Origin of the sequence: Pseudomonas sp. NBRC 111140, assembly GCF_001320885.1 — a bacterium.
In the GTDB taxonomy this organism is placed as follows: domain Bacteria; phylum Pseudomonadota; class Gammaproteobacteria; order Pseudomonadales; family Pseudomonadaceae; genus Aquipseudomonas; species Aquipseudomonas putida_P.
In genome coordinates this window covers 1-21,730 of record NZ_BCBQ01000025.1, presented here as the reverse complement: position 1 = coordinate 21,730, position 21,730 = coordinate 1, and the positions used below count along the sequence as shown (strand labels likewise).

The 21,730-nt window shown below is 60.5% G+C and carries 22 protein-coding genes; 13 read left to right on the top strand and 9 right to left on the bottom strand.

Going from position 1 to position 21,730, the window contains the following annotated elements; genetic code table 11:
• Positions 1-13 precede the first annotated feature (13 nt).
• Both APH42_RS10680 and yaaA read right to left on the bottom strand, forming a co-directional pair.
• Positions 14-1,330: a nucleotide sugar dehydrogenase gene (locus APH42_RS10680; RefSeq protein WP_012274100.1), complete on the bottom strand. Its 1,317-nt coding sequence runs from the start codon at positions 1,328-1,330 to the stop codon at positions 14-16.
• A gap of 804 nt (positions 1,331-2,134) precedes the next feature.
• The gene (gene yaaA, locus APH42_RS10675; RefSeq protein WP_012274099.1) at positions 2,135-2,914 is read right to left on the bottom strand and encodes a peroxide stress protein YaaA; all 780 of its coding nucleotides are present in this window, start codon (positions 2,912-2,914) and stop codon (positions 2,135-2,137) included.
• A gap of 137 nt (positions 2,915-3,051) precedes the next feature.
• On the opposite strand from yaaA, the gene APH42_RS10670 reads away from it, so the two are divergent.
• The 5 genes from APH42_RS10670 (at position 3,052) to moaE (ending at position 7,126) form a co-directional block, all read left to right on the top strand.
• Entirely contained in the window at positions 3,052-4,179 is a 1,128-nt protein-coding gene (locus tag APH42_RS10670) for a polysaccharide deacetylase family protein (RefSeq protein ID WP_060493260.1), read from the top strand.
• 281 nt (positions 4,180-4,460) lie between these two features.
• Positions 4,461-5,855, top strand: coding sequence for a PhoH family protein (locus tag APH42_RS10665; protein WP_012274097.1), 1,395 nt, complete (start codon positions 4,461-4,463; stop codon positions 5,853-5,855).
• 106 nt (positions 5,856-5,961) lie between these two features.
• Entirely contained in the window at positions 5,962-6,432 is a 471-nt protein-coding gene (moaC, locus tag APH42_RS10660; RefSeq protein WP_012274096.1) for a cyclic pyranopterin monophosphate synthase MoaC, read from the top strand.
• Positions 6,432-6,677, top strand: coding sequence for a molybdopterin converting factor subunit 1 (gene moaD / locus APH42_RS10655; protein ID WP_060493259.1), 246 nt, complete (start codon positions 6,432-6,434; stop codon positions 6,675-6,677). The genes moaC and moaD overlap by 1 nt, the downstream gene beginning before the upstream one ends.
• Positions 6,678-6,679: 2 nt before the next feature.
• Complete coding sequence (moaE, locus tag APH42_RS10650) at positions 6,680-7,126, top strand: molybdopterin synthase catalytic subunit MoaE (protein WP_060493258.1); 447 nt, start codon at positions 6,680-6,682, stop codon at positions 7,124-7,126.
• Between the two features lie 163 nt (positions 7,127-7,289).
• Here moaE and rhlB read toward each other — a convergent pair whose 3' ends face one another.
• Positions 7,290-8,759 (bottom strand): ATP-dependent RNA helicase RhlB, encoded by a 1,470-nt coding sequence (gene rhlB / locus APH42_RS10645; protein ID WP_012274093.1) that lies wholly within the window; start codon positions 8,757-8,759, stop codon positions 7,290-7,292.
• Between the two features lie 101 nt (positions 8,760-8,860).
• Positions 8,861-9,517, bottom strand: coding sequence for an alpha/beta hydrolase (locus APH42_RS10640; protein WP_012274092.1), 657 nt, complete (start codon positions 9,515-9,517; stop codon positions 8,861-8,863).
• A gap of 332 nt (positions 9,518-9,849) precedes the next feature.
• Between APH42_RS10640 and APH42_RS10635 the strand changes: the two genes are divergently transcribed.
• The 4 genes from APH42_RS10635 (at position 9,850) to APH42_RS10620 (ending at position 14,007) form a co-directional block, all read left to right on the top strand.
• Positions 9,850-10,878, top strand: a complete 1,029-nt coding sequence (locus APH42_RS10635; protein ID WP_012274091.1) for an amino acid ABC transporter substrate-binding protein — start codon at positions 9,850-9,852, stop codon at positions 10,876-10,878.
• A gap of 67 nt (positions 10,879-10,945) precedes the next feature.
• The gene (locus APH42_RS10630) at positions 10,946-12,124 is read left to right on the top strand and encodes an amino acid ABC transporter permease (RefSeq protein ID WP_012274090.1); all 1,179 of its coding nucleotides are present in this window, start codon (positions 10,946-10,948) and stop codon (positions 12,122-12,124) included.
• A 10-nt stretch (positions 12,125-12,134) separates the two neighbouring features.
• Positions 12,135-13,232 carry an amino acid ABC transporter permease gene (locus APH42_RS10625; protein WP_012274089.1) on the top strand — a complete coding sequence of 366 codons (1,098 nt, stop codon included), beginning with the start codon at positions 12,135-12,137 and terminating at the stop codon, positions 13,230-13,232.
• Positions 13,233-13,242: 10 nt separating this feature from the next.
• Positions 13,243-14,007 carry an amino acid ABC transporter ATP-binding protein gene (locus APH42_RS10620; RefSeq protein WP_003251792.1) on the top strand — a complete coding sequence of 255 codons (765 nt, stop codon included), beginning with the start codon at positions 13,243-13,245 and terminating at the stop codon, positions 14,005-14,007.
• Between the two features lie 30 nt (positions 14,008-14,037).
• Here the strand turns inward: APH42_RS10620 and algW are convergent, their stop codons facing one another.
• Positions 14,038-15,198, bottom strand: a complete 1,161-nt coding sequence (algW, locus tag APH42_RS10615) for a Do family serine endopeptidase AlgW (protein ID WP_012274088.1) — start codon at positions 15,196-15,198, stop codon at positions 14,038-14,040.
• 168 nt (positions 15,199-15,366) lie between these two features.
• On the opposite strand from algW, the gene APH42_RS10610 reads away from it, so the two are divergent.
• The 4 genes from APH42_RS10610 (at position 15,367) to APH42_RS10595 (ending at position 19,983) form a co-directional block, all read left to right on the top strand.
• Entirely contained in the window at positions 15,367-16,125 is a 759-nt protein-coding gene (locus APH42_RS10610) for a Nif3-like dinuclear metal center hexameric protein (protein WP_012274087.1), read from the top strand.
• Positions 16,126-16,323: 198 nt separating this feature from the next.
• Positions 16,324-17,241, top strand: a complete 918-nt coding sequence (gene cysD / locus APH42_RS10605) for a sulfate adenylyltransferase subunit CysD (protein ID WP_003251799.1) — start codon at positions 16,324-16,326, stop codon at positions 17,239-17,241.
• Positions 17,242-17,257: 16 nt separating this feature from the next.
• Positions 17,258-19,159, top strand: coding sequence for a sulfate adenylyltransferase subunit CysN (gene cysN / locus APH42_RS10600; protein WP_060493257.1), 1,902 nt, complete (start codon positions 17,258-17,260; stop codon positions 19,157-19,159).
• A gap of 191 nt (positions 19,160-19,350) precedes the next feature.
• Positions 19,351-19,983 (top strand): hypothetical protein, encoded by a 633-nt coding sequence (locus tag APH42_RS10595; RefSeq protein ID WP_176729451.1) that lies wholly within the window; start codon positions 19,351-19,353, stop codon positions 19,981-19,983.
• A 30-nt stretch (positions 19,984-20,013) separates the two neighbouring features.
• Here APH42_RS10595 and APH42_RS10590 read toward each other — a convergent pair whose 3' ends face one another.
• From APH42_RS10590 to APH42_RS10575, 4 genes are all read right to left on the bottom strand, one after another.
• Positions 20,014-20,658: an RES family NAD+ phosphorylase gene (locus APH42_RS10590; protein WP_043197996.1), complete on the bottom strand. Its 645-nt coding sequence runs from the start codon at positions 20,656-20,658 to the stop codon at positions 20,014-20,016.
• A gap of 12 nt (positions 20,659-20,670) precedes the next feature.
• Positions 20,671-20,937, bottom strand: a complete 267-nt coding sequence (locus APH42_RS10585) for a bacteriocin immunity protein (RefSeq protein ID WP_060493256.1) — start codon at positions 20,935-20,937, stop codon at positions 20,671-20,673.
• The gene (locus APH42_RS10580) at positions 20,931-21,251 is read right to left on the bottom strand and encodes an S-type pyocin (RefSeq protein WP_060493255.1); all 321 of its coding nucleotides are present in this window, start codon (positions 21,249-21,251) and stop codon (positions 20,931-20,933) included. The genes APH42_RS10585 and APH42_RS10580 overlap by 7 nt, the downstream gene beginning before the upstream one ends.
• Before the next feature lie 171 nt (positions 21,252-21,422).
• Positions 21,423-21,686, bottom strand: a complete 264-nt coding sequence (locus tag APH42_RS10575; RefSeq protein WP_060493254.1) for a bacteriocin immunity protein — start codon at positions 21,684-21,686, stop codon at positions 21,423-21,425.
• Positions 21,687-21,730 lie beyond the last annotated feature (44 nt).

Sequence of the window (21,730 nt, the reverse complement as noted above, 5' to 3'; positions counted from 1 at the left end):
CCCGGTCAGGCACTTACCAGCAGATGCCTTCGGTACGGCTGGTGGTGCAGGTTGGTTTGCTCATGAAACCGACCAAGTCGATTACTTGCTTGCCAGCTGGCGCTTGCTGGGCCAGCGCGCGGAACTGCTCGTCACGGTTGCCGAGGACGATGATGTCGGCGTTGTCGATCACCTGCTGGAAGTTGGCATTGAGCAGCGACGACACATGCGGGATCTTCGATTCGATGTAGTCCTTGTTGGCGCCGTGGACGCGGGCGTACTGGACGTTCTCGTCGTAGATGTCCAACTGGTAGCCCTTGCCGATCAGGCGCTCGGCCAGCTCGACCAGTGGGCTTTCGCGCAGGTCGTCGGTGCCGGCTTTGAAGCTCAGGCCCAGCAGGGCGACCTTGCGCTTGTCGTGGGCTTCGATCAGCTCGAAAGCGTTCTGCACCTGCGATTCGTTGCTGCGCATCAGCGAGTCGAGCAGCGGTGCGCGCACATCGAGACTGGCAGCACGGTAGGTGAGGGCACGCACGTCCTTGGGCAGGCACGAGCCGCCGAAGGCGAAACCTGGGCGCATGTAGTACTGGGACAGGTTCAGCACCGTGTCCTGGCAGACCACGTCCATCACTTCACGGCCATCAACGCCTACCGCCTTGGCAATGTTGCCGATTTCGTTGGCGAAGGTGACCTTGGTGGCATGCCACACGTTGCAGGTGTACTTGATCATCTCAGCCACCTCGATCGGCTTGCGGATGACCGGGGCGTCAAGCTCTTCGTACAGGGCCTGGAGGATGTCGCCGCTGGCGCTGTCCAGTTCGCCGATAACCGTCATCGGTGGCTGGTCGTAGTCCTTGATGGCGGTGCTTTCACGCAGGAATTCCGGGTTGACCGCGACACCGAAGTCGACGCCGGCCTTTTTGCCCGAGCAGTCTTCGAGGATCGGGATGACCACATTCTTGACGGTGCCCGGCAGCACGGTGCTGCGCACCACGATGGTGTGACGGCGGGTGGTGTCACGCAGCACGTAGCCGATTTCACGGCACACCGATTCGATGTACTCAAGGCCCAGGTCGCCGTTTTTCTTGCTGGGCGTACCCACGCAGATCATCGACACATCGCTGGCACGGATGGCTTCGGCGAAGTCGGTGGTGCCACGCAGGCGGCCATTGGCGATGCCCTGTTGCAGCAGTGCTTCCAGGCCAGGTTCGACGATGGGCGACTTGCCCTGGTTGATCAGGTCGATCTTGGTGCTGGACACGTCCACACCGATCACTTCATGGCCACGCGCCGTCAGGCAGCCTGCACAGACTGCACCCACATAACCCAAACCAAAGATGCTGATACGCATCGCTATCACCTCATGTGTTTATCACGCCGGCGCCTCCGCAGAGTGCCGGGCTGGGTTGATTAACAACAGTTTTCGGGCGCACGGATCCATGGCGAATGCACACTTCGCCGAGCGCAGGCAAAATAAATCCGGAGCGCAAAAAGTTATGCGCTCAAAGTTGGCAGTAAAAAGCCATCAATTAAAAAACGTGCCCTGAAATGCAGCCGTCTTTATTGCAATGCGCTACTTGGCGCGTTGCTGTGCTTGTTTTTTCAAGTGGATAAATCCTTTGAAATCAACCACTAGGACGATTTTTAAGGGGCGCGTATCTCCAGCATGGACACGGTCTTGGGGTGTTCCCGTAGTACCTGTCGAAGTTGTAAGGGCACAGTAGTGGATACCTGCCGTTGTCATCTGTAAGTCATCTCTCACAGCCCACAGGCAGGAAAATCGTTACGGCACTATGAGCGATTGCTCCTAGCAGAAGTTCCTGAGCCGGTTTCGCTCGGATGAAAGATTTCTAAATATTTATTCAGTTGTAGGCAGTTTCAATTTGATAGCACGCGGGTGTTTCACCCCCGTGTATCAAGGGTGTAACTGTTACGAGATGTTTTTATGCCAGTATCGGAAAATATTTTTCAAAATTCGTCAAAAAAGGTATGAACGGTCTTATGGCGTTTGGCGATAAAGGTAGGCGTGTCGATTTGTTGGCGCCTGATTTATGGCGTGATGGCGATTTGCATCGTGCCCTGTTGCAGGGCGGAGGGGATGGGGCTTGGCTGATGGCCCCTTCGCGGACACGCCCGCGAAGAGGGCTTTGCAGGCTTAATCGGCAGGGTGATCGCGCAGGAACACCAGATGGTCCGGCTTGGACTGCTCGGCACTGTAGTAATAGCCCTGCACATCGAACTGCTTGAGCTGCTCTGGGTCGCTGATGCGCTGCTGGATGACGAAGCGGCTCATCATGCCGCGGGCTTTCTTGGCGTAGAAGCTGATGATCTTGTACTGGCCGTTCTTCAGGTCCTTGAAATCGACATTGATCACCCGGGCCTTCAGCGCGCTGCGTTTCACCGCGCTGAAGTACTCATTGCTGGCCAGGTTCAGCAGCACGTCATCACCCTGTTCGGCCAGGGCCTCGTTCAGCCATTCGCTGATGCGTGTGCCCCAGAAGGCGTACAGGTCCTTGCCGCGTGCGTTGGCCAGCTTGGTGCCCATTTCCAGGCGGTAGGGCTGCATCAGGTCCAGCGGGCGCAGCAGGCCGTACAGGCCAGAAAGCATGCGCAGGTGGTCTTGTGCGTAACTGAAGTCGTCTTCAGCCAGGCTTTCGGCGTCGAGGCCGGTGTACACGTCACCCTTGAACGCCAGCAGCGCCTGTTTGGCATTGGCGGGGGTGAAGTCTGGGGTCCAGCTGCCGAAACGAGCGGCATTCAGGCCCGCGAGCTTGTCGGACAGGTGCATCAGTTCGCTGATCTGCGCTGGCGACAGTTCGCGCAGCTGCTGGATCAGCGCCTGGGAGTCATCCAGGTACTGGGGCAGGGTGAAACGCTCGGTTACTGGCGGGGTGTCGTAGTCGAGGGTCTTGGCGGGGGAAATCACCGTCAGCATCGGGTCGGCTCCTGGCATCGTTGGCCGAGGATTCTACGGGCTGGGCGGTGCAAGTCCAAACTATGGCGACGATAGTCACAGACCATGGCCGATGCAGGCGCTATAGTTCGCGTTTTGCCGTTGCGGAGCCTTCGACCGTGCGCACTGCCTTTGCCTTGCTGGCCGCTCTGCTGAGCCTGGCCGTGCAAGCCGCCCCTTCACCCCAGGTCAGCCTGGACCGCAGCCTGTGGCCCGAGCAACTGAACAGCCCGGCGCTGTTCGACGTGGCCTCGCGGGCGGAAATCCTTTCGTTCGCCCAGGTGCTGCACGAAAGCGAGTTGCTGGATGACTCGGCGCTGGCGGCGAGGCTGGGGCTGCGGCAGATCAACCTGCAGAAGGTGCGCCAGGTGCGGGCACGTATGTGGCAGCGGTTGTGGGCAGGTTATCAACAGGCGCAGCGCAGTTGCGAGCAGGACGCGTCGTTCTGCTACCCGGTTACGTCGATGGCGGAGTTGCGCACGCAGGCAGCCACGTTCGCTGCTGATGTCGGCACGTTCTATACCGGTTGGGTCGAGCCAAGCCATCAGTTTCATGTGCGCTATCTGGACGAGCAGCTGCGCAAGGCGGCGTTGTTGCCGCAGACCAGTAGCGAAATCGAGCGGTTGTCTTCGCGCGAGCGCAATGGCGACGAATTGAACGACCGTATGTTCCTGCTGACCTTCGTCGGCGGGCCCGGGCCTGAGAGTGGCAGTACCGATTTACTCACCGATTACTTGCGCCGGCAGAAGCTCGAAGGCACGTTCTTCGTGCTCGGCAACCGTCTGCAGCAACGCCGGGATGGCGGGGCTGCGAACGCCTTGCGCCGGCTCTATGGCGGCCAGTGCGTGGGCATCCAGGGTTGGGAGTACCGCTCCCATGCGCAGTGGACCGACTGGCAGGATTCGTTGCGGCGCAGCCAGGCGCGGGTGCAGGCCGACTTGCCGGAACAGTATGTGCCGCTGTTCCGCCCGCCTTATGGCCAGCGCCGGGCCGACGGCGAGGCGTTCATGGCCAGCCAACAGCTGCGGGTATCGTTATGGGATATCGATGCCCAGGATGACGGCGCACTGAGCGCAGAGGCGTCGGCGCAGCGTGTACTGACCCTGATGCTGCTGTGGCGCAAGGGCGTGATCCAGTTCCATGACAGCCTGCCCAAGGCGCAGCCGGCGGTGGAATGGGTGCTGCGCAATACCGCCCAGAGCGGGATTGGCTGGGAGAGTTGCCGAGAATATGGATATAGCGAATAGAGGGTATGACTTCTGAGCGTAGACCCCTCTGGCCCTGCCGCCAAGAGGGCTTCGTCAATCAGAAAAATAAAGTTCAAAAACACGTAAAAATGCTTTTTTTGGTCATGGTTTTTGCGGTATGAAGAAACCAGACAGCCGATTCCTGCAGCACAGGTGGCGTCATCCAGGCCCACCTTGCCAGGTTCGCTTCCCGCCCGTAACAACGCGGATACGGGAACAGCGGCAGTCACTTTGCGGCGCAACAGACCGCGCCGTATGGCTTCGACATAAGGTGACCGAGTATGGATGACCAAGGACGCAACCCTTCCTCCAGCAAGCCAATCCTCTATGTGCTCGATACCAACGTCCTGATTCACGACCCCAACGCGTTACTGAACTTCGAGGAGCACCATGTCGCCATTCCGATGACGGTGCTGGAGGAACTCGACAAGCTCAAGACCGGTAAACAGACCATCGCCGCCGAATGCCGGCAGGCCATCCGCCTGATCGACCAGACCCTTGGTGACGCTTCGCCCAGCGATGTCGAGCAGGGCGTGCCGATCCAGCGCAACAAAAGCGGGCCCAAGGGCTTCCTGTCGATCCTGATGAGCCCGCGCAACGAGCCCAGCAAGTTGCTGCCGGAAAACCTCAACGACAACATCATCATCAACACCCTGCTCGACGTACGCAGCCGGCGCACCGACTTGGACGTGGTGCTGGTCACCAAAGACATCAACATGCGCCTGAAGGCGCGCGCCTGTGGCATTGCGGCCGAGGACTACAGCACCGACCAGTTGGTCGATGACGTGTCCTTGCTGTCCAAGGGTTACCACTCGGTCACCGGCTCGTTCTGGGACCGCGTCAGCAAGGTCGATACCCGCCAGGAGCGTGGCCGTACCTGGCATCGGGTGCAGATGATCGACAACTTGCCAGCCGTGCATATCAACGAGTTCATCATCGATGAGCAGGGCTTCGTCGGCTGGATCAAGGGCATCCGCAACGACGAACTGCTGCTGCTCGACTTGCACCAGGAACCGCTGCTGCACCAGGAAGCCTGGGGCCTGAAACCACGCGACATCCACCAAAGCCTGGCGCTGTTCGCCTTGCTCGACCCGGATATCCACCTGGTCAACCTGACCGGCGCCGCAGGCTCCGGCAAGACCATCCTGGCCCTGGCTGCGGCCATCGAGCAGACCATGGTCAGCAAGCGCTACCGGCGCATCATCGCCACCCGCAGCGTGCAGGGGCTGGACCAGGAGATCGGCTTCCTGCCGGGTACCGAAGCGGAGAAAATGGAGCCGTGGCTGGGCGCCATCACCGACAACCTCGAAGCCTTGCACATGGATGACGAAAGTACCCATGGCAGCGTCGAGTACATCCTCGAACGCGTGCCGTTGCAGTTCAAGTCGCTGAACTACATCCGTGGCCGCAGCTTCCAGCAAAGCCTGATCCTGATCGACGAGTGCCAGAACCTGACGCCGCACCAGATGAAAACCATCATTACCCGTGCCGGCTCCGGTTCCAAGGTGGTCTGCCTGGGCAACCTGGCGCAGATCGACACCCCCTACCTGTCCGCGACCAGCTCGGGCCTGACCTACCTGACCGAGCGTTTCAAGGACTTCCCCCACGGCGTGCACATCACCCTGCAGGGCGTGCCACGCTCGGTGCTGGCCGAGTACGCCGAGTCGCATCTGTAACCCTTGCCGCCGGGCGGTTCGCCGCCCGGCCTCTTCGCGGTCAAACCCTCTGCTCAAACCTGACCCACGGGTTTACACTGGCTGTTCCCTTCACAGGAGCAGAGCAGTGCTGACACATCTTGATTCCCAGGGGCGGGCCAACATGGTCGACGTCACTGAAAAGGCCGTGACCGAGCGCGAGGCCACCGCCGAGGCGCGGGTGCGCATGTTGCCGCAGACGTTGCAGATGATCGTCGACGGTGAACACCCCAAAGGCGACGTGTTCGCCGTGGCGCGCATTGCCGGGATCCAGGCGGCGAAGAAGACCAGCGACCTGATCCCGCTGTGCCACCCATTGATGCTGACTAGCGTCAAGGTCGAACTCAGTGCCGAGGGCCAGGACACTGTGCGTATCGTCGCCCGTTGCAAGCTGGCCGGGCAGACCGGTGTGGAGATGGAAGCGCTGACCGCAGCCAGTGTGGCGGCGCTGACGATCTATGACATGTGCAAGGCGGTGGACAAGGGCATGGTCATCGAGCAAGTGCGCCTGCTGGAAAAGCTCGGCGGCAAGAGCGGTCACTACAAGGTGCAGGCGTAATGAAGATCAAGGTGATGTACTTCGCCCGTTACCGCGAGCTGTTGGGCGTGGATGCCGAACGTGTGGAGGGGGCGTTCAAGGTGCTCGACGATGTGCGCCAGGCGTTGGTGGCCAAGGGCGGGCAGTACGAAGTGCTGGCCGAGCAGAACCTGATGTGCGCGCGCAACGAAGAGCTGTGCAAGCTGGATGAGCCACTGGAAGAGGGTGATGAAGTGGCATTCTTCCCGCCGGTGACCGGAGGCTGACCATGGCAGTGCGAGTGCAGGAAGGCGCGTTCGACCCGGGGACTGAGGTCAATGCCATGCATGCGGCCAACGTCGGCGTAGGGGCGGTGGTCGGCTTTGTCGGCTATGTGCGGGATTTCAACGATGGCCGCGAAGTGGCGGGGATGTTCCTCGAACACTATCCCGGCATGACCGAAAAGGCCTTGGCCAAGATCGTGGTCGAGGCCGAGCAGCGCTGGCCACTGCTGAAGGTGGAAGTGCTGCACCGCATCGGTGCGCTGGAGCCGGGTGAGCCGATCGTGTTCGTCGGTGTGGCCAGTGCCCATCGGCAGGCAGCGTTCGACGCCTGCAACTTCATCATGGACTACCTGAAGACCCGGGCGCCGTTCTGGAAGAAGGAGAATACCGAGGAAGGGCCGCGGTGGGTGGAAGGGAAGCAGAGTGACCAGGATGCGGCGGGGCGCTGGTAGTCAAGGTTGCACCGATTCCCTGTAGGAGCGGCCTTGTGTCGCGAAAGGGCCGCAAAGCGGCCCCGGCAATAGCTGCATTAAAGATGAAATCTTTGGGGCCGCTGCGCGGCCCTTTCGCGACACAAGGCCGCTCCTACAGGGACGGCGTTAGCATTTCGGGTAATCAGTGGTGCTTGCGCGGCACCGGCTTCAACAGCTCATCCGGCGGCATTTCACACTTGATCTTGCGCCCCAGCAGTTCTTCGATCGCCGGCAACTGGTAGGAATCATCCTCACCGGCAAAGCTGATCGACACACCACTGCTCCCCGCACGGCCAGTTCGGCCAATGCGGTGCACGTAGTCGTCCGGGTCTTCCGGCAGGGTGAAGTTGATCACATGGCTGATACCATCGATGTGAATACCACGCCCCGCCACGTCGGTCGCCACCAGCACGGTGATGCGCCCTTCACGGAAGCTCTCCAGGGTACGGATGCGCTTGTGTTGCGGCACGTCGCCCGACAGCTGGGCGGCATTGATGCCGTCACGCACCAGCTTTTCTTCGATACGCCGCACTTCGTCCTTGCGGTTGGCGAACACCATTACCCGTTCCCACTTGTTCTGGGTCACCAGGTTGTACAGCAGCTTGTACTTGTCGCTGCCGGCCACGGCATACACATGCTGCTCGACCGTTTCGCTGGCGACGTTTTCCGGTTCGATCTCGACGATGGCCGGGTTGGTGGTCCACTGCTTGGCCAGGTTCATCACGTCGTCGGTGAAGGTGGCGGAGAACAGCAGGGTCTGGCGCTCGCTCTTCGGCGGCGTCTGGCGAATGATCTGGCGAACCTGGGGGATGAAGCCCATGTCGAGCATGCGGTCGGCTTCGTCCAGCACCATCACCTCGACCATGTCCAGGTGCACCTCGCCGCGCTGATTGAAGTCCAGCAGGCGGCCCGGGGTGGCCACCAGGATATCGCAGTGGCGCGCTTCCAGGGCCTTGAGCTGCTTGTCGAAGTCCATGCCACCGACGAAGCTCATCACGTTCAGGCCGGTGTACTTGGTCAGGGCTGCGGCGTCCTTGGCAATCTGCACCACCAGCTCGCGGGTGGGGGCGATGATCAGCGCGCGCGGTTCGCCCATGTAGCGTTCCTTGGGCGGGGGCGTTTGCTGCAACTGGGAAATGATCGAGATCAGGAATGCGGCGGTCTTGCCGGTACCGGTCTGGGCCCGGCCGATGGCGTCCTGGCCACGCAGGGTGTAACCCAGTACCTGCGCCTGAATCGGCGTGCAGTATGGGAAGCCCAGGTCGTGGATGGCGTGCATCAGCTCGTTGGACAGCTTGAAGTCGTGGAAACGGGTTTTGCCTTCCTGCGGCTCGACCACGAAGTCTTCGGGCTTCCATAGGCTGGCCTGCGGTTTGGGCTTGCGCTCGCGACGCGGTTTGTCCTTGGCCGGCTTCTCGGCTGCTGGCGCTGGCGTAACGGCGGCAGGCCGCTCAGCCTTGGGGGTGGGGTTGGCGCGCGGGGCGGCCGGTTTGGCTGCGGGCCGGGGCTCGCTGGCGGGCGTGGGCGCCGGTGGCGTCACGCTGGCAGCAGGAGCGACGGCCTGTGGCGCGGCGTCTCCCTTGCCGAATATTTTCTTGAGTGCCTTGAGCACGATCGTCTCATCAACTGGTTAAGGAATGTACGCCGGGCAGTGTAATGCAAGATTCGGGCGCGGCGTAGTGGAATAGCCCTACAACTACAGGCGGTCGCGGCTTATTGCAGTTGCTTGGCCAGCCATTCGTGAATGTCGTTCAGCTCTTCGACTACCACTTCGTGCTCCATCGGGTACTCGTGCCAGCGGGCGGCGACGCCCCAGGTGTTCAGGTACTCGAAGGCGGTGCGGCCCATGGACGGGATCACTACCGGGTCGTGCACCCCATGCAGGCACAGGGCCGGGGTGCGTTGCTGGCAGGCACTCAACTGGTGCTGGTCGTTGAAGGTGGGGGCGTAGGTGGACAGGGCGATCACCCCGCCCAGTGCTTCTTGCCACTTTATATAGGCAGTGTGCAGCACCACCGCACCACCCTGGGAGAAACCGGCCAGGAAGATCCGCGACAGGTTGATGCCTTTGGCCTGCTCGGCCTTGATCAGGGCAACCACTTGCTCGGCCGACTCCTCCAGCTGAGCTTCGTCGATGGCGCGGGCTGGGGTCATGGCCTTGATGTCGTACCAGCTGGGCATGGCGTAGCCGCCGTTGATGGTCACGGGGCGGGTTGGCGCCTGGGGCATGATGAAGCGGGTGCTGAGCAGGCGCTCCTGCATGAATTCGGCCACAGGTAGGAAGTCGTAACGATCGGCCCCCAGACCGTGCAACCAGATCACACAGGCGTCAGCGGTTTTCTGTGGTTCGAGAATCAGCGGGTTGGTCATGACTGCTCCGAAAATGTGCGTGTCTTGTTATGGCGTGCGTGAAAAGAAGGCACGGGAAATGATTGTCGGAAAAAGAATGTCGCAACGATACAACTTTCCCTACTTGACGAGCGCTTAAACGCTACAGCCAAAGAATCTGGTACGCCCTTTGCAATTCAACCTGTGATGCAAAGGGCAAGCCGTGACGGTAACACCCTTTGCACGCGAAGGCTGTCACAGAACAGTCCATTGCGCCAATTGACCCAATAACAAGCCAATACGGGTCGGATACGCCTCAAAAGGGTGCGGTGCAATTCCGGCTCGATACAACAAGAGCGATTTGGAGGTTGTGAATGAAGATGTTGAAAACCACCCTGGCAGTCCTGACCGCTGCCGCCGCGCTGGGCGCCGTGAGCAATGCCCAGGCCGGCGCCACCCTCGATGCGGTAAAGAAAAAGGGCTTCGTCCAGTGTGGCGTGAGCGACGGTCTTCCAGGCTTCTCGGTACCTGATGCACAGGGCAAGATCGTCGGTATCGACGCCGATGTCTGCCGTGCCGTGGCCGCCGCCGTGTTTGGCGATGCCACCAAGGTCAAGTTCAGCCAGCTCAACGCCAAGGAACGCTTCACCGCCCTGCAATCGGGCGAAGTCGACGTGCTGTCGCGCAACACCACCTGGACCAGCTCGCGCGATGCGGGCATGGGCCTGGTGTTCGCCGGTGTCACCTACTATGACGGCGTCGGCTTCCTGGTCAACAAGAAGCTGGGTGTTTCCAGCGCCAAGGAGCTCGATGGCGCGACCATCTGCATCCAGGCCGGTACCACCACCGAGCTGAACGTATCGGACTTCTTCCGCGCCAATAACCTGAAGTACACCCCGATCACCTTCGACACGTCCGACGAAAGCGCCAAGTCGCTGGAGTCCGGCCGTTGCGACGTGCTGACTTCGGACAAGTCGCAGCTGTTCGCCCAGCGCTCCAAGCTGGCCGCACCGACCGACTACGTGGTGCTGCCGGAAACCATCTCCAAGGAGCCATTGGGCCCGGTAGTGCGCAAGGGCGACGAGGAGTGGTTCAGCATCGTCAAATGGACCCTGTTCGCCATGCTCAACGCCGAAGAGGCGGGCATCACCTCGAAGAACGTCGAAGCTGAGGCCAAGGCCACCAAGAACCCGGACGTCGCCCGCCTGCTGGGTGGGGATGGCGAGTACGGCAAGGACCTCAAACTGCCCAAAGACTGGGTAGTGCAGATCGTCAAGCAAGTCGGCAACTACGGCGAAGTGTTCGAGAAGAACCTGGGCCAGAGCACCGACCTGAAGATCGACCGTGGCATGAACGCCCTGTGGAACAACGGCGGCATCCAGTACGCGCCACCTGTGCGCTGATGGTTGCACCCTGCGGCGGCATCCCGCCGCCGCAGGCTGTTCGAATCCCTACTGTCCGGGGCACTTCATGCAAAATCAAATCGGCGCACCCAAGGGCTTGTCCCTTAACGATCCGCGTGTGCGCGCGTGGCTGTTCCAGATTCTCACGATCGTCTTCGTGGTCGGTCTGGGCTGGTACCTGTTCCACAACACGCAAACCAACCTGCAGCACCGAGGCATCACGTCGGGCTTCGACTTTCTGGACCGCAGTGCCGGCTTCGGCATCGCCCAGCACCTGATCCCCTACGTGGAATCCGACAGCTATGCGCGGGTGTTCGTCATCGGCCTGCTCAATACCCTGCTGGTGACCTTCATCGGTGTCATCCTGGCGACGATCCTGGGCTTCATCATCGGTGTGGCGCGGCTGTCGCCAAACTGGATGATCAACAAGCTGGCGACCGTGTATGTGGAAACCTTCCGCAATATCCCGCCGCTGTTGCAGATCCTGTTCTGGTATTTCGCCGTGTTCCTGACCCTGCCAGGCCCACGGGGCAGCATCAACATCGACGATATGTTCTTCATCAGCAACCGTGGCCTGAACATGCCGGGCGCCTCCATGGCCGATGGTTTCTGGCCGTTTGCAGTGGCCGTGGTGGTGGCAATCGCGGCCATTGCCGTGATGGTGCGCATGGCCAACAAACGCTTTGACGAGACTGGCGTGCCGTTCCACAAGTTCTGGGCAGGGCTGGCGCTGTTGATCGCCATCCCGGGCTTGAGCGTGCTGTTGTTCGGCAGCCCGGTGACCTGGGAAGTACCGCAGCTGAAGGGCTTCAACTTCGTCGGTGGCTGGGTATTGATCCCCGAACTGCTGGCGCTGACCTTGGCGCTGACTATTTATACGGCAGCTTTCATCGCTGAAATCGTGCGTTCCGGCATCCGTTCGGTCAGCCATGGCCAGACCGAGGCCGCCCGTTCGCTGGGCCTGCGCGAGGGCCCGACCCTGCGCAAGGTGATCATCCCCCAGGCACTGCGGGTGATCATTCCGCCGCTGACCAGCCAGTACCTGAACCTTGCGAAGAACTCGTCGCTGGCGGCCGGTATCGGCTACCCGGAAATGGTCTCGCTGTTCGCCGGTACCGTGCTCAACCAGACCGGCCAGGCCATCGAGGTGATCGCCATCACCATGAGTGTCTATCTCGCCATCAGCATCAGCATTTCGCTGCTGATGAACTGGTACAACAAGCGCATTGCGCTGATCGAGCGGTGAGGATACGCCCGTGAATGCCCATGTTTTCAAACCCGATATGCCGCCACCGGTGAAAACCGTCGGCGTGCTCGCATGGATGCGTGCCAATCTGTTCTCCAGCTGGCTCAACACGTTGTTGACCCTGTTTGCCCTGTACCTGGTGTGGCTGATCGTGCCGCCGTTGCTGCAGTGGGCGTTGATCGACGCCAACTGGGTCGGCACCACCCGCGCCGACTGCACCAAGGAGGGCGCCTGCTGGGTGTTCGTGCAGCAGCGCTTCGGCCAGTTCATGTACGGCTACTACCCGGCGGAGCTGCGCTGGCGCGTGGACCTGACCGTGTGGCTTGCCGTGCTCGGTGCCGCGCCGCTGTTCATCAAGCGCTTCCCGCGCAAGGCCTTCTATGGCCTGGGCTTCCTGGTGCTGTACCCGGTTTTGGCCTACACCCTGCTGCACGGGGGCTACCTGGGCCTGGATAGCGTGCCGACCAGCCAATGGGGCGGGCTGATGCTGACCCTGGTGATCGCCACCGTGGGTATCGTCGGTGCCTTGCCGCTGGGCATCCTGCTGGCCCTGGGCCGGCGTTCGCGGATGCCAGCCGTGAAGGTGGTGTGCGTGACCTTCATCGAGTTCTGGCGCGGCGTACCGCTGATCACCGTGCTGTTCATGTCCTCGGTGATGCTGCCGTTGTTCCTGCCTGAAGGCATGAGCTTCGACAAGCTGCTGCGGGCGATGATCGGCGTGATCCTGTTCCAGTCGGCGTACATCGCCGAGGTGGTGCGCGGTGGCCTGCAGGCCATCCCCAAGGGCCAGTACGAAGCCGCTGCGGCCATGGGCCTGGGCTACTGGCGCTCGATGGGCCTGGTGATCCTGCCGCAGGCACTCAAGCTGGTGATCCCCGGCATCGTCAACACCTTCATCGCCCTGTTCAAGGACACCAGCCTGGTGATCATCATCGGCCTGTTCGACCTGCTGAACAGCGTCAAGCAAGCCGCCGCCGACCCGGCCTGGCTGGGCATGGCCACCGAGGGCTATGTGTTCGCCGCCCTGGTGTTCTGGGTTTTCTGTTTCGGTATGTCCCGCTACTCCATGCATCTGGAGCGCAAGCTGGACACTGGCCACAAGCGTTAGGAGTTTCGAAATGAGTGAAGCGATCAAGCAGCCTGCTGGCCCCGAAGGCATCATCCAGATGCAGGGTGTGAACAAGTGGTACGGCCAGTTCCATGTGCTCAAGGACATCAACCTGAATGTGCGCCAGGGCGAGCGCATCGTGCTGTGCGGGCCGTCCGGCTCGGGCAAGTCCACCACCATCCGCTGCCTCAACCGCCTGGAAGAGCATCAGCAGGGGCGTATCGTGGTCGACGGGGTGGAGCTGACCAACGACCTCAAGCAGATCGAGGCTATCCGCCGTGAAGTGGGCATGGTGTTCCAGCACTTCAACCTGTTCCCGCACCTGAGCATTCTGGAAAACTGCACCCTGGCGCCGATGTGGGTGCGCAAGATGCCACGGCGCAAGGCCGAGGAAATTGCCATGCATTACCTGGAGCGGGTGCGTATTCCGGAGCAGGCGCACAAGTACCCAGGGCAGTTGTCGGGTGGCCAGCAGCAGCGTGTGGCGATTGCCCGTGCGCTGTGCATGAAACCCAAGATCATGCTGTTCGATGAACCGACCTCGGCGCTGGACCCGGAAATGGTCAAGGAAGTGCTCGATACCATGGTGGGCCTGGCCGAGGATGGCATGACCATGCTTTGCGTAACCCACGAAATGGGCTTTGCCCGGACTGTGGCGAACCGGGTGATCTTCATGGACAAGGGGGAGATTGTGGAGCAAGCCGCGCCGGATGACTTCTTCGACCGGCCGCGCAGTGATCGGACCAAGTTGTTCCTCAGCCAGATCCTGCACTGATGCAGTTGGGGCCGCAAAGCGGCCCCATTTTTATTTCTCTTCCGGGTTGGCAGCCGGCGCCGGCGGCGGCCGCAGCCCCACCTCGGCAACCAGCTTCAATTGCTGCCCATTGCGCATCACCTCGATGGTGATCTTCTCATTGGGCTTGATCCGCGCCACCTGGTTCATCGACTTGCGCCCGTCACCGGCCGGCTCGCCGTTGATGCTCAGGATCACGTCACCCAGCTGCAGCCCGGCCTTGGCCGCCGGCCCTTCGCGGAAGATACCCGCCACCACGATGCCTGGGCGGTCCTTCATGCCGAACGACTCGGCCAGCTCCTGGCTCAGCGGCTGCACTTCGATACCCAGCCAGCCACGAATCACCTGGCCATGCTCGACGATCGACTTCATCACCTCCAGTGCCAGTTTTACCGGGATGGCAAAACCGATGCCTTGCGAGCCTCCGGACTTGGAAAAGATTGCCGTGTTGATGCCGACCAGGTTGCCATTGGCATCCACCAGCGCGCCACCCGAATTGCCGGGGTTGATCGCCGCGTCGGTCTGGATGAAGTCTTCGTAGTTGTTCAGGCCCAGCTGGTTTCGGCCGGTGGCGCTGATGATGCCCATGGTCACGGTCTGGCCGACGCCAAACGGGTTGCCGATGGCCAGCGACACGTCGCCGATATGGATGTTGTCGGAACGGCCGATGGTGATTGCCGGCAGATTCTTCAGGTCGATCTTGAGCACCGCCAGGTCGGTTTCCGGGTCGCTGCCGATCACGCGGGCCAAGGTTTCGCGGCCATCCTTCAGCGCAACGACGATCTGGTCGGCGCCGCTGGTGACGTGGTTGTTGGTCAGCAGGTAGCCCTCGGGGCTCATGATCACCGCCGAGCCCAGGCTTGATTCCCAGCGGCGCTGCTTGGGCAGGTTGTCGCCGAAAAAGCGGCGGAACTGCGGGTCTTCGAAGAGCGGGTGAGCGCTTTTGTTCACCACCTTGGTGGTGTACAGGTTGACCACAGCCGGGGCGGCCAATGTCACGGCGTCGGCGTACGACACCGGGCCTTGCATGATCCGCGTGGTCTGCGGTGCTTGCTGCAGGTTGACGTCCTGGCTGGGCAGGCCGACCCATTCCGGGAAACGCTGGATGATCAGCATGGCGATCAGTACGCCGGTAAGCAGGGGCCAGCCAAAGTAACGCAAAGCCTTGAACATGAACGAATCCTGGAAAGAGCGGGGGCCAGCGGCCGCGCAGTGGGGCATGAGCGCGCGCGATGATACACCGGTTCCCCCAGTGCCGGCGACGGCCCATAATGGCCGGCATTATACGGGCGTTCGCTAGGCGTTGTGCCTGGGAAAAGCGCAGTTTTCGAGGAGATTTTCATGGCCGTCGCTCTAAACACCCTGGTCGAAGAAGCCGAGCGTTACCTGGGTAGCGCGAAGATCCAGGATTATTGCCCCAATGGCCTGCAGGTCGAAGGCCGGCCACAGGTCAGCCGCATCGTCAGTGGCGTTACCGCCAGCCAGGCGTTACTGGACGCAGCGGTCGAGGCCGGGGCCGACCTGGTGCTGGTGCACCATGGTTACTTCTGGAAAGGTGAAAACCCATGCATCACCGGTATTCGCCAGCGTCGCCTGAAAACCTTGCTGAACAACGATATCAGCCTGCTGGCGTTTCACCTGCCGCTGGACGTGCACCCGGAGGTAGGTAACAACGTGCAACTGGCGCGGCAACTGGACATCACCGTCGAAGGGCCGCTGGACCCGGAGAACCCCAAAGTGGTCGGGTTGGTCGGTTCGCTGGCCGAGCCCGTGACCGCGCGTGATTTTGCAAGGCGGGTGCAGGACGTGCTGGGGCGTGAGCCGTTGCTGGTCGAAGGCGACGAGATGATCCGTCGGGTCGGCTGGTGCACCGGTGGCGGGCAGGGTTACATCGACACGGCGATTGCGGCCGGGGTGGACCTGTACCTCACAGGCGAGGCGTCGGAGCAGACTTACCACAGTGCCCGCGAGAATGGGGTCAGCTTCATTGCGGCCGGGCACCATGCCACCGAGCGCTATGGCGTGCAGGCGCTGGGCGATTACCTGGCGCGGCGGTTTGCCGTGGAGCACCTGTTCATCGATTGCCCGAATCCCATCTGAAATCAGTGCTGCCCTCTGCGCGGGCTCGCCTGCTCCCAAAGGGCCGCAACGCGGCCCCAATATCAGCCAAACCCCCAGTCATATCGTTAGACCTTTTCGATCTAGCCCGCCGCCTAAATAGAAGCAGCCGCTGTGATAAAGTGGCTCGCTCGAACACGGCCCGCAGGCCGTCCATAAGATCGTTTTTCGTGAGTAGCCATGGTCGACAAACTGACGCACTTGAAACAGCTGGAGGCGGAAAGCATCCATATCATCCGCGAGGTGGCCGCCGAGTTCGACAACCCGGTGATGCTGTACTCGATCGGCAAGGATTCCGCCGTGATGCTGCACCTGGCGCGCAAGGCCTTCTTCCCGGGCAAGCTGCCGTTCCCGGTGATGCACGTCGACACCCAGTGGAAATTCCAGGAGATGTACAGCTTCCGCGACAAGATGGTCGAGGAAATGGGCCTGGAACTGATCACCCACGTCAACCCCGAGGGTGTGGCGCAGGGCATCAACCCGTTCACCCATGGCAGCTCCAAGCACACCGACATCATGAAGACCCAGGGCCTGAAGCAGGCGTTGGACAAGCATGGTTTCGACGCCGCTTTCGGTGGCGCGCGCCGCGACGAAGAGAAGTCGCGGGCCAAGGAACGCGTGTATTCGTTCCGTGACAGCAAGCACCGTTGGGACCCGAAAAACCAGCGCCCAGAGCTGTGGAACGTGTACAACGGCAAGGTCAACAAGGGTGAGTCGATCCGCGTCTTCCCGCTGTCGAACTGGACCGAGCTGGACATCTGGCAGTACATCTACCTCGAAGGCATCCCGATCGTGCCGCTGTACTTCGCCGCCGAGCGTGAAGTCATCGAGAAGAACGGCACCCTGATCATGATCGACGACGAGCGCATTCTCGAGCACCTCTCCGAGGAAGAGAAAGCCCGCATCGTCAAGAAGAAGGTGCGTTTCCGTACCCTTGGCTGCTACCCGCTGACGGGCGCTGTCGAGTCGGAAGCCGAAACGCTCACCGACATCATTCAGGAAATGCTCCTGACGCGCACTTCCGAGCGCCAGGGCCGAGTCATCGACCACGATGGCGCCGGTTCCATGGAAGACAAAAAACGTCAGGGCTACTTCTAATTTTCAGGGTTACTCCATGTCGCACCAATCCGATTTGATCAGCGAAGATATCCTCGCTTATCTGGCTCAGCACGAGCGCAAAGAACTGCTGCGTTTCCTCACCTGCGGCAACGTGGATGACGGCAAGAGCACCCTGATCGGGCGCCTGCTGCACGATTCGAAGATGATCTACGAGGACCACCTCGAGGCCATCACCCGTGATTCGAAAAAAGTCGGTACCACCGGCGAAGAAGTCGACCTGGCACTGCTGGTAGACGGCCTGCAGGCCGAGCGTGAGCAGGGCATCACCATCGATGTTGCCTACCGCTACTTCTCCACCGCCAAGCGCAAGTTCATCATTGCCGACACCCCGGGCCACGAGCAGTACACCCGCAACATGGCCACCGGTGCATCCACCTGCGACCTGGCGATCATCCTGGTCGATGCCCGCTACGGCGTGCAGACCCAGACCCGCCGCCACAGCTACATCGCCTCGTTGCTGGGCATCAAGCACATCGTGGTCGCGGTCAACAAGATGGACCTCAAGGGCTTCGACCAAGACGTCTTCGAGTCGATCAAGGCCGACTACCTGCAGTTCGCCGAAGCCATCAACCTGACCCCGAGCAGCCTGCACTTCGTGCCGATGTCGGCGCTCAAGGGTGACAACGTGGTCAACCACAGCGAGCGTTCGCCGTGGTATGCCGGCCCGACGCTGATGGAAATCCTCGAAACCGTCGAAGTGTCGGCCGACCGCAACTTCACCGACCTGCGTTTCCCGGTGCAGTACGTGAACCGCCCGAACCTGAACTTCCGTGGCTTCGCCGGCACCATCGCCAGCGGCGTGGTGCACAAGGGCGACGAAATCGTCGTGCTGCCGTCGGGCAAGAGCAGCCGCGTCAAGTCCATTGTCACCTACGAAGGTGAGCTGGAGAACGCAGGTCCAGGCCAGGCCGTGACCCTGACCATGGAAGACGAGATCGACATCTCCCGTGGCGACCTGCTGGTACATGCCGACAACGTTCCGCCGGTAACCGACCAGTTCGACGCCATGCTGGTGTGGATGGCCGAAGAGCCGATGCTCCCGGGCAAGAAGTACGACATCAAGCGCGCCACCAGCTATGTGCCGGGCTCGATTGCCAGCATCACCCACAAGGTCGATGTGAACACCCTGGAGCAGGGCGCTGCCAGCGCACTGCAACTGAACGAGATCGGCCGCGTGAAAGTTGCGCTGGACGCCTCGATCGCCCTGGACGGCTACGACAGCAACCGCACCACCGGTGCGTTCATTGTCATCGACCGCTTGACCAACGGCACCGTTGGCGCCGGCATGATCATCGCTCCGCCCGTTCTGCCACACGGCAGCACCGGCCAGCATGGCAAGCAGGCCCACGTGTCGACCGAAGAGCGCGCCCTGCGCTTCGGCCAGCAGCCAGCCACCGTGCTGTTCAGCGGCCTGTCCGGCGCTGGCAAGAGCACCCTGGCCTATGCCGTGGAGCGCAAGCTGTTCGACATGGGCCGTGCGGTATACGTGCTCGATGGCCAGAACCTGCGCCACGACCTGAACAAGGGCCTGCCGCAAGACCGCGCCGGTCGCACCGAAAACTGGCGCCGCGCCGCCCATGTGGCGCGCCAGTTCAACGAGGCCGGCCTGCTGACCCTGGCTGCGTTCGTGGCCCCGGATGCCGAAGGCCGCGAACAGGCCAAGGCGCTGATCGGCAAAGAGCGCCTGGTGACCGTTTACGTCCAGGCCTCGCCGCTGGCGTGCCGCGAGCGTGATCCGCAAGGCCTGTACGCGGCCGGTGGCGAAAACATCCCGGGCGAAAGCTTCCCGTTCGATGTGCCGCTGGACGCCGACCTGGTGATCGACACCCAGGCCACTAGCGTGGACGAAGGTGTGAAACTGGTGCTGGACGTACTGCGCCAGCGCGGCGCGATCTAAGCGCTAGCGTGCAAGGAAAACCCCGCTTCGGCGGGGTTTTTTGTTTCCGTCCCAACCGGCTTGCGCGGTCGCGATGGGCTGCGCGGCAGTGTCAGTCTTTATTTACATATTGACTGGTTGACAAGTTGACAGGCTGAAAGTGGAAGCCTACCTTGATAGGCAAGGAGCCTGTTCAGGCTGGAGGAGAACTGATGGCAACCGCTACCCACGAAGCGATTCGGCCTGCACTCGCGCACCTTGAAGCTGCCAAAGCTGCGCTGCGGCAGCGCTTTGAAGAGCATCTTGCGCGCGCTTCGGAAGCAGTGGTGCTCAAAGCACTTGGCCTTGCGGACGAGAAGGCTTTTGCTGCGCTTGCCAAAGTAGATATCGAAGCGAAGCGCAGTATTGCAACACGTAACCAAGAGGCTATGGCCAGAATGAAAACACGTGCATTCGAGCGTGTGGCCAGCCGTTGTGAACTGCTGGACGCCAAGGCCGCTTGTGAAATTCTGGGGATTACCAAACAGGCCCTGAGTCAGAAGACAAAGGCGGGGAAGCTGCTCGCCTATACCAATACTGGCAATCGCAGGAAATTCTATCCGTCGTTTCAATTCGCCGACAACAAGCCCAGGCCGGTTGTAGAGACACTGTTTTGGTCGCTCGCGGTGGACCCGGCAGATACCGAAGCGATGAATTTTCTGGTTCAGCACCTCGTCGGCAACATGGATTATTCCGAGCCTGGAGAACCACGTAATGTGGTGCCACGCTTTGAGTTGCTGAATGACGATGCGGCCATGGACATCATCAAGCGCGATTTTGTGAACGCGTTTGAAGCAGGACAGTGAAGATCTTCCAGGGAGAGTTGGGTTCTGCGGCTATTCCAGCGCTACGCCCAGACTGCACAGAAACTCTACTACCGTTTCACCGTTCGGCAGCACTGCAATGCTCACAGGCTGATGGCTTATTGCTTGGATCTGGGTTGAGCGACCTTCGAATAATACAATGTTGCAACCTTCCATGGCGCCGGTGACGGTATAGACCGCAGACAGATAGAGCAGGCCATCAACATGGTCTTGGCTCATGCACACCTGGCTGATTTTACGCGTGAGGGCGTAACCTTCTTTGCCTTGACCCTTGGCCTGAACGATGTCCCGGATTTTGTGATGAGTAGCCCGATTCGCCAGGGCAGCTACGTCCACCAGGCACAATTTGCGCGCCGCTTTTAGCAGGTGTAGCGAGGCCTGTTGCAGTTGCGAGAAACGCACCGGTTGATCATCGACACCTTGGCCTGGCTGGAACGACTCGGCCACGGCAACCTCTGCGGAACAACCCAGGTAGTAAACGCCAACACGTTTGGACGGGTCGGCGTAGCGGGTATCGGAATCGGCGCGGTAGTTCACGGGGTTGGCGTCGTAGCGACAAGGTTGAACCCTGTGTAAAAACGTGTTTGCCGGGAGCTGTTTCAGCAGCTCCGGATACTTGTTCAGTGCGTCGAGAACTTGATCGGTTATTTCATTCACGGATGGATGTGCTCATTGCAAATCCCTGAGCCCGGAAAGGCCCTTCGATTGCCTCCATGCCACGATGCGGGTCATGATCTGCTCGGCGCAGTCTCCCGGCTTACCCCCGGTGCAATAGATCAGGTCAGAACCATCCGGGTGCTCAACCAGCTCGATAAAATGCTCCAGCAGTCTGTCCTGCCAGTCCTGGGAGCCTGTCGCCTGAATCAACGCGTCAACAATCGACCGGAACTCACTGTATGAATAGTCTGCCAGGCTGTGCTTCAAGCTGATCACCATGGCATCTCCGATGAAAGCGTGTATTGCATGGCGCTCATGATCCTTAGATTTTTAGCGTCGTACAGCAGCCCACCCCACTCGGGTGGGTTCAGGTGGCATATCTGATAGGAGCGCAGACCCTTTGCCGTTTCATGGAATGGCGCGCGAGGGGGCCAGCCTTTCTTGAGGCGGTTGAGTTGGGCGGGGATGAATTGTTGGCTGTAGATTGGGTCTTCTGCAATGGCTAGCCAGAAGGACCGGGAAAAGTGGTCGAAGTTCTTGAATGCTTGTCCTGACAGTTTTTTTGCTATGTATTCTGGAAGAATGGTGGCCATTTCAGCAATTTTCTCAGTTGATAGTGGGATGAAATCTATCGTCCGAACGCAGCTCAGTATGCATGGTGGAGTTGAGTATCTTGTGCGAGTTCTTTGACTGGGGTGTAGGAATTTTCTCTTTGCGCTTTTTTATTTAGAGAATTGACACCCCGCGTGAGCGGGGTGTTGGGCTTACTCCGCTTTGAAGCCTGGTTTGTTGTTGGCTGCGCGCCATTTTTTTATGATGCGTACAATTTCTTCCGGTGTGTCCAGTCCGTCTGCTTCAGGCCAATATATGAGGTCTGAACCATTTGGGTGTTCGGTTAATAACTTGAATTTCATGATCCTTGCGTCGAGCTCATGCTCGCTCAAGTCATCAGGAGGGTTCATAATGGAGTTTATAAACTCCAGGAATTCGAGCTCGGTGTATTCGGAAATGCTATTTTTTTGATTCATTCGGATGTCCCGTAGTGGATGCTATTATGCGCTGCCGGTGTTAC

Coding starts and splice junctions, on each gene's coding strand:
- APH42_RS10585 (WP_060493256.1), bottom strand. CDS start 20,937: ATGGTGATCAGCTTGAAGCACAGCCTGGCAGACTATTCATACAGTGAG.
- APH42_RS10610 (WP_012274087.1), top strand. CDS start 15,367: ATGGCCGTCGCTCTAAACACCCTGGTCGAAGAAGCCGAGCGTTACCTG.
- APH42_RS10635 (WP_012274091.1), top strand. CDS start 9,850: ATGAAGATGTTGAAAACCACCCTGGCAGTCCTGACCGCTGCCGCCGCG.
- yaaA (WP_012274099.1), bottom strand. CDS start 2,914: ATGCTGACGGTGATTTCCCCCGCCAAGACCCTCGACTACGACACCCCG.
- moaE (WP_060493258.1), top strand. CDS start 6,680: ATGGCAGTGCGAGTGCAGGAAGGCGCGTTCGACCCGGGGACTGAGGTC.
- APH42_RS10665 (WP_012274097.1), top strand. CDS start 4,461: ATGGATGACCAAGGACGCAACCCTTCCTCCAGCAAGCCAATCCTCTAT.
- APH42_RS10595 (WP_176729451.1), top strand. CDS start 19,351: ATGGCAACCGCTACCCACGAAGCGATTCGGCCTGCACTCGCGCACCTT.
- APH42_RS10680 (WP_012274100.1), bottom strand. CDS start 1,330: ATGCGTATCAGCATCTTTGGTTTGGGTTATGTGGGTGCAGTCTGTGCA.
- APH42_RS10580 (WP_060493255.1), bottom strand. CDS start 21,251: ATGGCCACCATTCTTCCAGAATACATAGCAAAAAAACTGTCAGGACAA.
- APH42_RS10620 (WP_003251792.1), top strand. CDS start 13,243: ATGAGTGAAGCGATCAAGCAGCCTGCTGGCCCCGAAGGCATCATCCAG.
- cysN (WP_060493257.1), top strand. CDS start 17,258: ATGTCGCACCAATCCGATTTGATCAGCGAAGATATCCTCGCTTATCTG.
- algW (WP_012274088.1), bottom strand. CDS start 15,198: ATGTTCAAGGCTTTGCGTTACTTTGGCTGGCCCCTGCTTACCGGCGTA.
- APH42_RS10630 (WP_012274090.1), top strand. CDS start 10,946: ATGCAAAATCAAATCGGCGCACCCAAGGGCTTGTCCCTTAACGATCCG.
- cysD (WP_003251799.1), top strand. CDS start 16,324: ATGGTCGACAAACTGACGCACTTGAAACAGCTGGAGGCGGAAAGCATC.
- APH42_RS10575 (WP_060493254.1), bottom strand. CDS start 21,686: ATGAATCAAAAAAATAGCATTTCCGAATACACCGAGCTCGAATTCCTG.
- moaD (WP_060493259.1), top strand. CDS start 6,432: ATGAAGATCAAGGTGATGTACTTCGCCCGTTACCGCGAGCTGTTGGGC.
- APH42_RS10640 (WP_012274092.1), bottom strand. CDS start 9,517: ATGACCAACCCGCTGATTCTCGAACCACAGAAAACCGCTGACGCCTGT.